We start from the raw sequence: 12,725 nt of genomic DNA, 5'->3' as shown, positions 1-12,725 counted from the left end.
TACCGGTAGTCTCTCCAACCATGTCGCTTTCCCGTGCCGGCCGGTGTTGCACGTTGACGCTGGCGTTGATGTTCACTGTGGCGCCCGCTGTTGTGGCGCCGTCCGCTCAGGCCGACAACAAAAGGCTGAACGAGAGCGTGTTCGTCAACATCTACACCGCGCAGAAACAGAACGACTGCCCCACCGAACCGAAACTGGACGGCCGCCTGGCGGAGGCAGCCCGGCTGCATACCCTCGACGTGCTCAACAACTCGAACCTCGATGGCGACATCGGTTCTGACGGCTCAACCGCGCAGGACCGGGCCAATGGGCAGGGCTTCGCAGGCAAGGTCAGCGAGACCGTCGCGATCAACCCAGCCATCGCCATCAGCGGCATTGAGATCCTCGGCCAGTGGTGGGCCGACCCACCGAGACGAGCGATCATGCAGGACTGTGCGAATACCGCCATCGGCGTGTGGTCGGAGAACAGCCTCGCGCGTTCTGTGGTGGTCGCGGTATACGGGCAACCCGCCCTGTAGCTCAGACCGCAAGTTGGGCGCGGAGTCGCTTCTTGTCCACCTTGCCGCTGGCCAACACCGGCAGTTCGGCGACGAGCACCAGCCGACGCGGAACCTTGTAGCGAGCCAGGCGTCCCCGGACGCCGTCCTGCAGCGACTCCAGGGTTGGCGACGCGCCGGCTCTCGGCACGACAACCGCGCAGACCGTCTCGCCCCATCGGTCATCGGGCAAGCCGACCACAGCACAGGCGGCCACCCCGTCGAGCGCGCCGAGCGCATCCTCGACCTCCGGCGAGTAGACGTTCTCCCCACCGCTGATGATGACGTCCTTCTTGCGGTCGACCAGGTACAGCAGCCCGCGTTGGCCCACGCGGCCCACGTCGCCGGTGTGACACCATCCGTCGCCCAGCGTCGCCGCGGTTGCCGCCAGGTCCTGCCAGTAACCGCGGAACATCGAGGCCGACCGCACGACGATTTCGCCCGCGTGCCCGGCCGGCACGTCCCTTCCGTCCTCGTCGACGATGCGAACCCGCGTGCCAGGAAACGGGAAACCCACTGAGCGCAGACGCTCCTCGACGTCCGGGCCATCGAGGGCATGCAGTTCCCGCGGGAGCCCGGACACGATGACTTCGGTCTGCCCGTACAGGTTGAGGAACCCCGCGCCGGGCAGCGCCGACATCGCCCGTCGCAGAACGGACGCTGTCATCGGTGCAGCCGAATACACCACTGTGCGTACGGATTCCACGTCCGCGCACGCCCCCACGGCGTCGAGTAGCGCGCTGAGCATGACCGGAGCCAGGTGCAACACCGTGATCCGCTCCGCGGCAATCAACCGCACCGCATCGACGACGTCGAACTGCTGCTGCAGCACCACGGTTCCGCCGCGGGCATGCAGGCCGCCGACGATCGCAAGTGCCCCGACGTGGAACATCGGCATGGTGATCAGCCCGCGATCAGCACTGCCACACCACATCTCATTGTTCATGGTGTACGCGACCGCACGCATCTCCCGCTGCCCCAGGATGCAGCACTTCGAGGCACCGGTGGTGCCGCTGGTGAACAACAGGTAGGCGATATCGTCGGGCTCGGCGACGAGCTCGAGCGCGGCACTGGGGGCAGTGGCCAGGAAGGCTTCGTAGCCAACGGCTCCCGGTGGCGGTTCACCGCCGATGGCCACCACAAGCGGCTGCGACGGAAGATCTGTCACCTGGCCGGCGATCACCGGGAGCCACTCATCGGCGACGAATATGATCGACGGTTCCACCCGGCGCAATGCCTCGTGGATTTCCGGCGGGGCAAGCCGGAAGTTGATGGTCGCCATGATGATTCCGCTGAGCTGAATGGCCGCATTCAGCTCACCGAACTCGATGCTGTTGCGGCTGAGCACCGCGATACGATCCTGGCGCCCCACACCGGCCGCAGACATCGCCGACACCAGCCGCACCGCCCGGTCACGCAACTGCGCGTGGCTGACGGTGCGGTTGCGGTGCCGGTAGGCGGTGACGTCGGGAAAGCGCACCGCATTGTCGGTGACAATGTCACCGAGCGTCATATCTTCGGCCTCGGCGGTGCCCATCGGCCTGGAATTACCGGCTGCTCAACAGCATCGACCCGGCGACCGGTCCGCCTCCGACCCCGACAGCCACCACCTCCGGAGCCTTCGGCGCCTGCCGTTCGCCACCTTCGCCCCACATCTGCACACACGCCTCGTGCAGGAAGCCCATGCCGTGCAACCGCCCGCCGGAGAGCTGCCCGCCGCTGGTATTGATCGGCAGCGGGCCGTTCAGAGAGATGGACGAGCCATCACCCAAGAACTCGCCCACCTTGCCGTGATCGCAGAAACCCAACGCTTCCAGCCACATCACGGTGAGAAAGGAGAAGCCGTCATACAGCTGAGCCATGTCCACATCGGCGGGCGTCAGCGTGGTGTGCTCCCACAGCGTGGCGGCCGAATCGTGGGCGGCCATCGTGGTGATATCCATCCGTTGGTCCCAGGTGGCGCGTTCGAACATGCCCGGTCCCACCGACTCCACCGTCAGCGGATGCCGCGGCAGACCAGCCGCAGCGTCGCGGCGCGAAACGATCACGGCTGTGGCGCCGTCGCACGGCACGTCGCAGTCGTAGAGGCACAGCGGTTCGGAGATCATCCGGGCGCCGAGGTAGTCCTCCATCGTCATCGGATCGCGGTACACCGCGTCGGGGTTGAGACCGGCATTGGTGCGGGCGTTGATCGCGATGTGGCCGAGATGCTCACGGGTCAAGCCGAAGTCGTGCATATAACGCTGAGCCGGCATCGCCAGCCAGTTGGCCGCCGACAGTGCACCGAACGGAGCCATCCACTCCAGATGCGGGGGCAACTCGCCGCCACCGAACAGCACCGACGCCCGGCCGCCGCCGGCCTGTTGGGCCGCGGTGGACTCCCATACCGACCGGTACACCACGACATGGTTGGCCAACCCCAGGCTGACCGCCATACAAGCTTCGATCACCGGGCCGATCTGTCCCGCGGTCTCCATCGCCGACATGTACCAACGCGAGCGTAGACCGAGTGCGTTGCGAACCTCTTGGACAGTTGCGCCGGAGAACCCGGCGTCGGGCACGCCCGGTCCCGGATAGCTCGCAATGCCGTCGACGTCATCGACGCTGAGACCAGCATCCTCGATCGCCCTCAATACCGCCTCAAGTGTCAGGTCCAGGCCAGTCCGACCCAACCGGCGGCCGACCTGCGACTTGCCCGCCCCGGTCAGGACTGCTTTCCCGTCAAACGGGCCGCTCATCTGATTGCTCCCTCGGTAGCGATTGTCGTCAACTGTTTAACGCTTTCACCTCGTTACCGTAGCTATCAGAACACGAACCGCGCGATCAGTTCGACCACCGCCGCCGGTTTCTCGACGCCGTCGATCTCGACGGTGTGACGCACTGTCAGGTTCACGGTGTCGTCGCCGAACGGGGTGGCATCGACAAGCTGCGACCGGACCCGGATCCGGCTACCCGCCTTCACCGGGGACAGGAAGCGCACCTTGTTCAGGCCGTAGTTGATGCCCATTCTCGCGTTCTGCACGCGATAGTTGTCCTTGCTCACGCCGGGGATCAGAGAAATCGTCAGGAAGCCGTGCGCAATCGTGGCGCCGTACGGACTTTCGGCCTCGGCCTTCTCAACATCCACGTGGATCCACTGGTGATCCATCGTCACGTCCGCGAACGCGTCGATCCGGCTCTGGTCGATATCCACCCAACGGCTGACTCCGAGCTCGTCACCGATCGCTGCGACCGCCTCGTCGACAGACCCTATTACCTTCACGTCCGCTACCTCCAACCCGCCCCGCCATACCGATATTCATTTAACGGTATAGACTGGCCACGCACTCCGGGCAAGCGGCCCGGACATTCGAGGATCTTGGGAGACACATGGGCTCGAGGACGTCCCGGGCGGCGATCGTTGCCGCTGCCCGCACACCGATCGGAACAGCACGCAGGGGCACGCTGGCCAACGTGCCGGCGATCGAACTGGCCAAGCCGGTGGTCGCTGCGGTCCTGGAACGGTCGGGATTGTCCGCGGCAGACTTCGACGACCTGGTCCTCGCCGAGAGCCTGCAGGGCGGCGGTGACAGCGCGCGTTATGTCGCGGTCGATCTCGGCCTGACCAATGTCCCAGGACTCGCAGTAAACCGCCAGTGCGCTTCCAGCCTGTCGGCGATCGCGGTGGGAGCAGGGCAAATCGCAGCGGGCATGAGCCGGGCCATTCTGGCCGGCGGCATGGAATCCTGCTCCACCACACCGCTGCTGCGTAAGCGCAAGCCGTTCACCACCGGCAAGGCCGCCGAGGACTACGAGGACCCCTGGTTCCCGTTCTCGCACCCGCCCACAGAGGATGCCCCCGCCCTGGACATGTCGATCACCGTGGCGCACAACTGCGCGGTGCAGTACGGCATCACCCGCGAAGCGCAGGACGAGTGGGCGCTGCGCAGTCACCAGCGCGCGGTGAAAGCCATCGACGCCGGCTCCTTCGTTGACGAAATCGTGCCGATCCGGGTGCCACAGGCTGACGGCACCACCATCACTTTCGCCACCGACGAACATCCCCGCCGCGACAGCTCACTCGAGACCCTCGCGGGTCTGAAGGTGCTGCATCCGGAGATCGACAACTTCACCGTGACCGCCGGCAACTCCTCAGGCGTCAACGACGCCGCCGCGGCGGTGGCGCTGACCGCGCCGGATACCTCCGGCGAGGTGCTGGCGCACGTGCTGTCGTGGTCGGCGGTGGGGGTGGCACCGAACCGCACCGGCAGCGGCCCGATCACCGCGATCCCGAAGGCGCTGGACCTGGCCGGCTGCAAGCTCCAGGACGTGGCGCTGTTCGAGATCAATGAGGCGTTCGCCGCCCAAGCCGTCGCATGCTCCCGAGAACTCGGCCTCGATGAGGACATCGTGAACGTGTACGGGTCGGGCATCAGCCTGGGCCACCCGATCGCGGCGACCGGAGCCCGAATGGTCACCTCCGCGATCTACGAATTGCGCAGGCGCGGTGGCGGTCTCGGCGTACTGTCCATGTGCGCCGGCGGCGGCATGGGTGCGGCGATGGTTATCGAGGTGAACTAAGATGACGACATTGATCACCGAGGGACTGTTCCGGGTCGACGGAGACCGCGCCGTGCTGCATGCATCCCGCAGGCGCTCGTCAGGTACGGTGAAGTTCCCCGCCGAGCGACCCGAGCTCTTCGACGGCGCGCCGGAGATCCAGGGCGACATCGAAGCCATCGAGTTGTCCACCGAGGGCACCCTTTACACCTACACCACACAGCAGTTTCCGCCGCCCTTGCCGTACAAGGGCAACCGGGATCCGAGAGTGTTCAAGCCCTATGTGGTGGGTTTCGTCGAACTGCCCGAAGGCGTGCTGGTGGAGACGCTGATCATCGGGGCGGAGACGGCCGACTTACGGATCGGGCAGCGCCTGGTGTCGACCACCACCACGCTGGAGACGGCCGACGGACAATCGCTGGTGACCTTCGCGTTCCGCCCAGCCGGGGAGGGCTAGGTTCGGCGAAAGTGACGGATCTGGGCACCCCGGTGTTCGGGCTTCATCCCCTGCACGGGATACACCAGCCCACGACCGACAATCCGCCGCGCCGGGCGCGGTCCGCGCGTCGCACCACGTCGATCGATATGACGCGTGACGAGGGCGCACTGGAACCGGTGTACCTGAACGGGCGGGCCCGTGATGTCTGGACCGATGACGCGGGCGCGGTCACCGAAATCGGTTCGGCCGGTTTATCGGCCACCATCGAGTTGGTCGCCCGAGTCGTGCGCAACGTCGAGGTGGTGCCACCGGTCGCGGCGGTGACCCGGCTGGCCGGCGCACCGGCGATGAGCGGATTTCGCGCCGCCGCCGACAAGGAAGCCCCAGAATTGCGTCGGACCCGCGACCTGCGCTACGCGCTGCTCGACGACGTTCCCGTCGCAACACTGATCTCTGGCCATGCCTTGTCTGCGTCCGGTCTGCTCGGGGATGTCGGGAAGTCGGGCTATCTGCCCGTCGCCGATCAGTGCGCGGGCTTCGCCACCGGCGGGCTGCTGATGACCTCGTTCGAGGCGGGCGATCCGGTAGTCGTCACCGGTCCGGAGGCTCCCGATCTCGATCACACTGACGATCCCCATGCCTGGCATCAGGTGTCACAGTTGCCGCGCTTTGGGATGCGCCGCCGGCGCCGCATCGACGTCTTCGAAGAAGCATCCGAGCTGATCGGGATCGACGCGATGTTCCGCGACACCTACGTGCGCGGTGACGATGTTGAAACGATCATCCACGAATACACGCTCACGGCGACCGTGGACGCCACCGACGTGATCGTCGACTCGCAGGCCACGCCGCGGGTGCTGCCGTGGCAGGAATGCCCGGGTGCGGTTGCCAGCGCCGCGCGCATCACCGGAATGACCTTGCCCGAACTGCATTTCCGCGTCCGTCAGTTGAATGGAACAAGTACCTGCACCCATCTCAACGATCTGCTGCGCAGTGTCGCCGACGCCGGGGCTCTGATCGAGCAGGTCCGCGGACCTTACTGAACCATCGACATAACGGGATCGATTGCCGTGCCGGTTTCGGGATAGAAGTTGCGAGCCCAACGACGCAACTGCTTGAATCCAGCGGCTTCGGAGGCGGTCAGACCCGGCGGGTCCATGTAGACCTGGCTGTCCCAGATGGCGATATCGTCGGGCAGCGCCGCCTGGGCCGCTGCCAGTCGCTGATCGTAGCTGCCATTGGCTTCGTCGATCCAGTAGGTGGAGAAGATATCTGAAGTTTTGTCATCGACCGGTGTGGCACAGATCGCGATGACCCGGTAGCCCTCGCGGGTGTGCTCGCCGTTGAACGCGATACCAAGTCCGGACCAGTAGATCTCCAGGGTGTTTGTGGTCTCCCCCGGAACGTCGACGCCGGCACTCCAGCGTCGGCCGAAGCCGACCTTCGCCGACCAGGTGACGTCATCGGAGCCCTCACGCAACACGGTCGGGCTTGTCGGGGTCTTGTGGACGAAGCGGAAATGGTGCGGGTCGACGGCGTTCTCGGCTATGACCTGCGGGTGAACGTGGATGTCGGAGAATCTGATTCGAGCCTCCGGGCCAACCGGGTAATACTCCCGATGGCGGATGTGATCGCCTAGCACCGCAAGCGCGTCGGGCACCTCCCACAGCGGGGCACGCCCGGCCACGTCGTGCCAGATGTAGATGGACCCATTGAGTTCGGCTACCGGCCAGGACCGCACCTTGCGGCCGCGATTGGGACGACTCTCGTATGGGATCCGCACATTGCGGCCCTGCCCGTTCCATACCCAGCCGTGGAACGGGCACTGAATACCGTCCTCGACGACGCAGCCGCCCTTGGACAGGTTGGCGCCGAGGTGCTGGCAATGGGCGTTGAGCACGTGTACCGCACCCTCCAGATCGCGGAAGGCAACGAGTTCGACACCGAAATACCGCAATCCGATGACATCGCCCGCGCCGATATCGGCGCTCCAGCCGACTTGGAACCATCCGGTCGGCAGCATGCTGGGTAGGCCCTTCATGGTCAAGCGTTACCTCCCCATCGGGACGATCATCTCGGCGACGACCGCGATCATCTCGTCGCGGTCGACAGCGACGGTCTGCCGGTGCACGGTATGCCAGGCCCGGTCCAGCAGGCCCATCACCGCGACACCGATGGCGTCGGGTGAGTGCGCACCGTCCCCGGCAATGGCCTGGCCCAGCTTCCATGAGGCACGAGACACCATGCGGTTACGGGAGTTTCGGAACGCATCGTCATCAGGTGCTGACTGCGCCGAGGCCAACACGAACGCGCCATGGCGGTCCATGTAATCGAAGTAATGGCCGACCCAGGTCCGAATGTCGTTGGCGTCGAAAGGCTCATCGGCTTGGACCCATTCCTCGATGACGGCGAGGACCGCGTGGTAGGCATTTTCGCCGAGGACGTTGAAGATCTCGCGCTTGTCCTTGAAGTATGTGTAGAACCCGGCCCTCGAAATCCCGCACGCCTCGGTGATCGCGTTGATCGGGGTGCCGGCATAGCCGCGCTCCAGAAATAGTCTGCGACTGGCCTCCAGGATTGCCGACCGGGTGCGTTCACCCCGGCCGCCATCCAGTTGCGCACCGGCCGCAGCATCTGAGGTCACCGTCATGCAGACGACCGTATATGACGCATGTGTCACATTCAATAGCCACTGGTAAACCTTATTTTTGACGGATTGTCCACCACTACTTGACAGTAGTGTCAAGTATGCGTGATGCTCGAGCCAAGTCCCGTTCGACTTCTAGGGAGAGACCGATGACACCGCCCGCCGACCAGTTCACGGATGCGCCGATCTTCGACGCCGACCAGCACATGTACGAGACACCCGACGCGCTGCTGAAGTTCCTGCCGGACAAGTACAAGTCGAAAGTGCAGTTCGTCCAGATCGGACGTCACACCCGGATCGCGATCCTCAACAAGATCACCGACTACATGCCGAACCCGACGTTCGACCGGGTTGCCGCCCCTGGCGCACACGAGAAGTTCTATTCGGGCCAGAACCCCGAGGGTTTGACCATGCGCGAGATGTCCGGGCGCGGCATCGACACCCCGCCGGGTGCCCGCAATCCCGAGGACCGGATCGCCGAACTCAACGGCCAAGGAGTCGAGGCGTGCCTGAACTACCCCACGCTGGCCAACCTGGTCGAGCATTCTTCAGCCGAGGACCCTGAGCTGACCGCGGCGATCGTCCACGCTCTGAATCAATGGATGCTTGAGCACTGGGGTTTCAGCCACGACAACCGCATATTCTCGACGCCGGTGATCAACCTGGGCCTCGTCGACGAGGGACGACGCGAACTCGAGTACATCCTCAACAACGGCGCCAAGGTCGCTCTGATCAAGCCCGCGCCAGTCAAGGGCTACAAGGGCTGGCGCTCGCCCGCGCTGCCCGAGTTCGACCCGTTCTGGCGCGACGTCGAGGATGCCGGACTGCCGATCGTGTTCCACGCCAGCCAACCTCCGCTGCAGGAATACATCGAGAAGTGGGAACCGGCTGACACCAGCAACGCGTTCGAGATGTCGGCATTCAAATGGACCGCATTGGGACACCGCGAGATCGCCGACATGCTGACCAGCATGATCTGCCACGGCACCCTGACCCGATTCCCGAAGCTGCGGATCGCCAGCGTCGAGAACGGAAGTTCCTGGATCAAGCCACTTTTCGACGATCTGGCGTCGACCTACGGCAAAATGCCGCAGAACTTCCCCGAACACCCGCACGAGGTTTTCCGCCGCAACATCTGGGTCAGTCCATTCTGGGAAGGGTCGGTGGCCGACGTCGTCAAAACCGTCGGGTGGGACAAGGTGTTGTTCGGCTCCGACTGGCCGCATCCCGAAGGCCTGGAAACACCGAAGGGCTACTTCAAGTACGCCGAGGGCATGGACAAGCGGCGGACCTACGACTTCATGGGCGACAACGCCCGGCGCTTCATGGGCCTGCCGATCGCCAACCCCGACCCGGAGGCCGTCAAGCCGCCCGTGTTGGCCAACGCCTGATCCCAAAAAGGGCGCCGGGGCCTGTGCCCTGGCGCCCTTTTGAGTTGTCTAGTCGCTCGCGGGCAGCGGCTTTGCTTCCTTGAGCGCCAGTGCGGTCGTGCCGACGGTCAGAGTTCCGGCTCCGGCCTTGGTGACCAGGACCTCAGCGTCGCCCGCGTCGACGTAGCGCTTGCCCATCGCGTTGCCGTCTGCGAAGGCGGGATCAGGCGAGACGCCGGCCGATCGTTCCGAACCCACGGGAACCATTGACTGCCCCCCGCAGCGCAGATCGTCGAGACTGTCCGCCGTCTTGACGACGATGACCTGGGTGTCACACACCTGGCTCTGTAACCGGGTGCCATTCTTGATCATGCTGTGCTCCTTGTTCTTTCGGTATTACTGGTGATCACTCCGCGGAGGCGAGCTTGAGGTCGTCGAGGATCTCCCGGCGCAGCACCTTGCCGGTGGGCGTGGTCGGCAGCTCGTCGCGGAACTCGATACGGTCCGGCGTCCGCGAACCACGCAGTTTCGTGCGGGCGAATTCCCGCAGTTGCTCGGGTTCTGGATCCCGGCCGACCTCACGCACGATGACCGCGACGATGATCTGACCCCATTCGGCGTCCTCTAAACCGACGACGGCGACCTCGCGGACGTCGGGGTGCTCGACCAGCACGTCCTCGATCTCCGAGGGAGCGATGTTCTCGCCACCGCGGATGATGGTGTCGTCGGACCGACCGCCGATGAACAGGTAGCCCTCGTCATCGAGCGTCGCGATGTCCTTGGTGGGGAACCACCCTTCGGCGTCAAGCACCGACCCGATCTCGGCATACCGGCCGGAGACTTGCGGGCCACGCACGAACAGCTCGCCGGTGTGGCCCGGGCCGAGCACGGTGCCGTCCTCCCCGCGGATCTGCACCTCGATATCGGGGACCGGACGACCGACCGAGCTCAACCGCCGGGCCACCGCATGGTCGTCAGCGGCGTGCGCCTGGCGATGGTCGTCCGGGGTCAGCACTGCAATGGTCGAGCTGGTCTCGGTCAGTCCGTAGGCGTTCACGAAACCAACCTGCGGGAACAGGTCGAGTGCCTTGCGGACCAGCGGCAGTGCCACCTTCGATCCGCCGTAGGCCAGGCTGCGCAGCGTCGGCAGCTCGGTGGCCTCCTGCTCGAGCACGGACACGATGCGGTCCAACATCGTCGGCACCACGGTCGCGGTGGTGACGTGCTCGTCGGCTACCAGACGCACCCATTCATGTGGATCGAATCGCCGTAAGTACACGACTGTCCGACCGGCATAGAGGTTCGACAACGCGGCCATGACCCCGGCGATGTGATAGGGCGGCACACATACCAGGGCGACGTCCGCGGGTTCGGCGGAGCCGAACTCCACGGTTCCGGTGATGTAGCTGGTCAGATTGTTGTGCGTCAGCTCAACGGCTTTGGGTCGCGACGTGGTGCCGGAGGTGAACAACACGACCGCGACGTCATCGGGATCGGCAAACTCTGCCGCAGGCTCGGCCGATTGTGCGGAGGCGATGAATTCGGCGGAGCTCACTACGCGCGCCCCGGACACCATGTCGCGGTAGTCGTCATCGACCACGATCAACGGATCAGCCAACCGGTCGATGAGCTGCCCCAGGCCCTCGGCACTCAGCCGGTAATTCAGCGGGGTGAACGCAACGTTGGCGCGTGCCGCGGAGAACATCAGCAACGGCAGCATCGCTCCCCCGGTGCCGACGTAGACGACGTGCGACGCCCCGGAGGCGGACACCACCCCTGCGCCCCCGTCGGCGAGTTGACTGAGCCCCTCGGTGGTCAGCCGAATATCGCCATCCACAAGGACAACCCGGTCCGGATCGCCCGAAACAGCCATCTCAAGAAGCAACGAGATACTCAACGCCCTCAGCTTTCACACACAGCTTGCCAAATCAGTCCGCCGCCATCTGGCGGTGACGCGATTCTAGACCGGCAGCCCAGAATCAGCTATATAGTTATAGAGTTAGCGTACTCGAGTCAAAGCACACCCGCGGGAGCACAATGAGCAGCAGGGCCGACATCGCCATCATCGGCGTCGGACTTCACCCATTCGGACGGTACGAGGATCGGTCTGCACTGGAGATGGGCGCCGTAGCCATCAGCAGGGCGCTGCGTGATGCCGGGGTGCAGTGGCCGGACGTGGGCAGTCTCTACGCAGGCAGCCTCGAAGTGGCCAATCCCGAGGCGGTCACCGGTCTGGCGGGAATGACCGGACTGCCGGCACGAGCAACCCTGAGCGGCTGCGCCACCGGAAACTCCCTGCTGACACTCGCCGCCCGCGACGTCCAACTCGGAGAGGCCGACATCGCCGTCGGCGTCGGCCTGGACAAACATCCCCGCGGCGCGTTCGGCGCCGATCCGTCGGTATCCGGATTACCGCAGTGGTACGGCGATCAGGGCATGTTCCTCACCACCCACTACTTCGGCACCAAGATCATGCGTTACATGCACGATCACGGCATCAGCGAAGAGACCCTGGCCAGGGTCGCGGCCAAGAACTTCGACAACGGCGCGCTTGCACCGCACGCCTGGCGACGCAAGTCGATGAGTATCGAGGCGATCCTGAGCTCCCCTGTCGTGAATGCCCCACTGCGCCAGTACATGTACTGCAACCCCAACGAGGGTGCGGCAGCCGTGGTGGTGTGCCGTGCCGACAAAGCCAAGCAGTACACCGACACTCCCATCTACCTGCGATCAACCGCCTTGCGCAGCCGCCGCGAAGGCGCCTACGAACTGCTGCGGACATCGATCGAACTGCCCATCGTGCCCGGCACGACAGCCGAAGCGGCCACGGCTGCATACGAATTGGCTGGTATCGGTCCCGAGGACGTCGACGTCGCCCAGCTGCAGGACACCGACTCGGGCTCGGAGATCATCCATATGGCCGAGACCGGTCTGTGCAAAGACGGCGAGCAGGAGGCACTGCTCGCCGACGGCGCCACCATGATCGGCGGCCGGCTGCCCATCAACACCGACGGTGGCCTGCTGGCCAACGGCGAACCGGTCGGTGCGTCCGGCCTGCGCCAGATCTACGAACTGGTACAGCAACTGCGCGGCACTGCAGGCGAACGTCAGGTGCCCAATGACCCGCGGGTGGGGCTGGCGCAGCTGTACGGCGCGCCGGGAACAGCCGCGGTCGCGATCCTCTCCAAGTAGCC

General features: G+C 65.0%; 13 protein-coding genes. 6 read left to right on the top strand and 7 right to left on the bottom strand.

All coding sequences use genetic code 11. From position 1 onward, the window contains the following. Positions 1-20 precede the first annotated feature (20 nt). On the top strand, positions 21-518 hold the full coding sequence (locus tag HBE63_RS27965) for a CAP domain-containing protein (RefSeq protein WP_371814832.1): 498 nt from the start codon (positions 21-23) through the stop codon (positions 516-518). Between the two features lies 1 nt (position 519). On the opposite strand, the gene HBE63_RS27960 is transcribed toward HBE63_RS27965, so the two are convergent. The 3 genes from HBE63_RS27960 to HBE63_RS27950 all read right to left on the bottom strand — a co-directional run bounded on the left by HBE63_RS27960 (position 520) and on the right by HBE63_RS27950 (position 3,798). Next, a complete protein-coding gene (locus tag HBE63_RS27960; RefSeq protein ID WP_166908116.1) occupies positions 520-2,073 on the bottom strand; it encodes a class I adenylate-forming enzyme family protein in 1,554 nt (517 codons plus the stop codon). A 10-nt stretch (positions 2,074-2,083) separates the two neighbouring features. Continuing rightward, positions 2,084-3,274, bottom strand: a complete 1,191-nt coding sequence (locus tag HBE63_RS27955; protein ID WP_166908114.1) for a thiolase family protein — start codon at positions 3,272-3,274, stop codon at positions 2,084-2,086. Positions 3,275-3,339: 65 nt separating this feature from the next. Beyond that, on the bottom strand, positions 3,340-3,798 hold the full coding sequence (locus tag HBE63_RS27950; RefSeq protein WP_166908112.1) for a MaoC family dehydratase: 459 nt from the start codon (positions 3,796-3,798) through the stop codon (positions 3,340-3,342). Positions 3,799-3,905: 107 nt separating this feature from the next. Here HBE63_RS27950 and HBE63_RS27945 point away from each other — a divergent pair, with 107 nt between their 5' ends. Genes HBE63_RS27945 through HBE63_RS27935 form a run of 3 tightly spaced genes read left to right on the top strand, consistent with a single transcriptional unit; the run spans position 3,906 to position 6,557 of the window. Further along, positions 3,906-5,096 carry a thiolase family protein gene (locus tag HBE63_RS27945; RefSeq protein WP_166908110.1) on the top strand — a complete coding sequence of 397 codons (1,191 nt, stop codon included), beginning with the start codon at positions 3,906-3,908 and terminating at the stop codon, positions 5,094-5,096. A 1-nt stretch (position 5,097) separates the two neighbouring features. Further along, complete coding sequence (locus HBE63_RS27940; protein ID WP_166908108.1) at positions 5,098-5,532, top strand: Zn-ribbon domain-containing OB-fold protein; 435 nt, start codon at positions 5,098-5,100, stop codon at positions 5,530-5,532. A gap of 11 nt (positions 5,533-5,543) precedes the next feature. Further along, positions 5,544-6,557, top strand: a complete 1,014-nt coding sequence (locus tag HBE63_RS27935; RefSeq protein WP_208301233.1) for a DUF2889 domain-containing protein — start codon at positions 5,544-5,546, stop codon at positions 6,555-6,557. Here HBE63_RS27935 and HBE63_RS27930 read toward each other — a convergent pair. Together HBE63_RS27930 and HBE63_RS27925 are read right to left on the bottom strand one after the other, a co-directional pair. After that, positions 6,551-7,555, bottom strand: coding sequence for a Rieske 2Fe-2S domain-containing protein (locus HBE63_RS27930; protein ID WP_166910306.1), 1,005 nt, complete (start codon positions 7,553-7,555; stop codon positions 6,551-6,553). The two genes, HBE63_RS27935 and HBE63_RS27930, sit on opposite strands and share 7 nt — an antisense overlap. Positions 7,556-7,564: 9 nt before the next feature. Beyond that, positions 7,565-8,164 (bottom strand): TetR/AcrR family transcriptional regulator, encoded by a 600-nt coding sequence (locus tag HBE63_RS27925; RefSeq protein WP_166908106.1) that lies wholly within the window; start codon positions 8,162-8,164, stop codon positions 7,565-7,567. Positions 8,165-8,310: 146 nt separating this feature from the next. Here HBE63_RS27925 and HBE63_RS27920 point away from each other — a divergent pair, with 146 nt between their 5' ends. After that, positions 8,311-9,552, top strand: a complete 1,242-nt coding sequence (locus HBE63_RS27920; protein ID WP_166908104.1) for an amidohydrolase family protein — start codon at positions 8,311-8,313, stop codon at positions 9,550-9,552. 48 nt (positions 9,553-9,600) lie between these two features. On the opposite strand, the gene HBE63_RS27915 is transcribed toward HBE63_RS27920, so the two are convergent. Both HBE63_RS27915 and HBE63_RS27910 read right to left on the bottom strand, forming a co-directional pair. Continuing rightward, positions 9,601-9,903, bottom strand: coding sequence for a hypothetical protein (locus HBE63_RS27915; protein ID WP_036446840.1), 303 nt, complete (start codon positions 9,901-9,903; stop codon positions 9,601-9,603). Positions 9,904-9,937: 34 nt separating this feature from the next. Then, complete coding sequence (locus tag HBE63_RS27910; protein ID WP_166908102.1) at positions 9,938-11,428, bottom strand: class I adenylate-forming enzyme family protein; 1,491 nt, start codon at positions 11,426-11,428, stop codon at positions 9,938-9,940. A gap of 140 nt (positions 11,429-11,568) precedes the next feature. Between HBE63_RS27910 and HBE63_RS27905 the strand changes: the two genes are divergently transcribed. Next, positions 11,569-12,723 (top strand): thiolase family protein, encoded by a 1,155-nt coding sequence (locus tag HBE63_RS27905; protein WP_166908100.1) that lies wholly within the window; start codon positions 11,569-11,571, stop codon positions 12,721-12,723. Positions 12,724-12,725: the final 2 nt, after the last annotated feature.

Source organism: Mycobacterium sp. DL440 (assembly GCF_011745145.1).
Taxonomy (GTDB): domain Bacteria; phylum Actinomycetota; class Actinomycetes; order Mycobacteriales; family Mycobacteriaceae; genus Mycobacterium.
Note: the sequence above shows the minus strand (reverse complement) of the source record. Positions and strands in the feature narration are given on the sequence as shown.

Bases quoted from the DNA above. Each gene is read 5' to 3' on its own strand.
- HBE63_RS27965 (WP_371814832.1), top strand. From the start codon at position 21: ATGTCGCTTTCCCGTGCCGGCCGGTGTTGCACGTTGACGCTGGCGTTG.
- HBE63_RS27960 (WP_166908116.1), bottom strand. From the start codon at position 2,073: ATGGGCACCGCCGAGGCCGAAGATATGACGCTCGGTGACATTGTCACC.
- HBE63_RS27955 (WP_166908114.1), bottom strand. From the start codon at position 3,274: ATGAGCGGCCCGTTTGACGGGAAAGCAGTCCTGACCGGGGCGGGCAAG.
- HBE63_RS27945 (WP_166908110.1), top strand. From the start codon at position 3,906: ATGGGCTCGAGGACGTCCCGGGCGGCGATCGTTGCCGCTGCCCGCACA.
- HBE63_RS27940 (WP_166908108.1), top strand. From the start codon at position 5,098: ATGACGACATTGATCACCGAGGGACTGTTCCGGGTCGACGGAGACCGC.
- HBE63_RS27930 (WP_166910306.1), bottom strand. From the start codon at position 7,555: ATGAAGGGCCTACCCAGCATGCTGCCGACCGGATGGTTCCAAGTCGGC.
- HBE63_RS27925 (WP_166908106.1), bottom strand. From the start codon at position 8,164: ATGACGGTGACCTCAGATGCTGCGGCCGGTGCGCAACTGGATGGCGGC.
- HBE63_RS27920 (WP_166908104.1), top strand. From the start codon at position 8,311: ATGACACCGCCCGCCGACCAGTTCACGGATGCGCCGATCTTCGACGCC.
- HBE63_RS27915 (WP_036446840.1), bottom strand. From the start codon at position 9,903: ATGATCAAGAATGGCACCCGGTTACAGAGCCAGGTGTGTGACACCCAG.
- HBE63_RS27905 (WP_166908100.1), top strand. From the start codon at position 11,569: ATGAGCAGCAGGGCCGACATCGCCATCATCGGCGTCGGACTTCACCCA.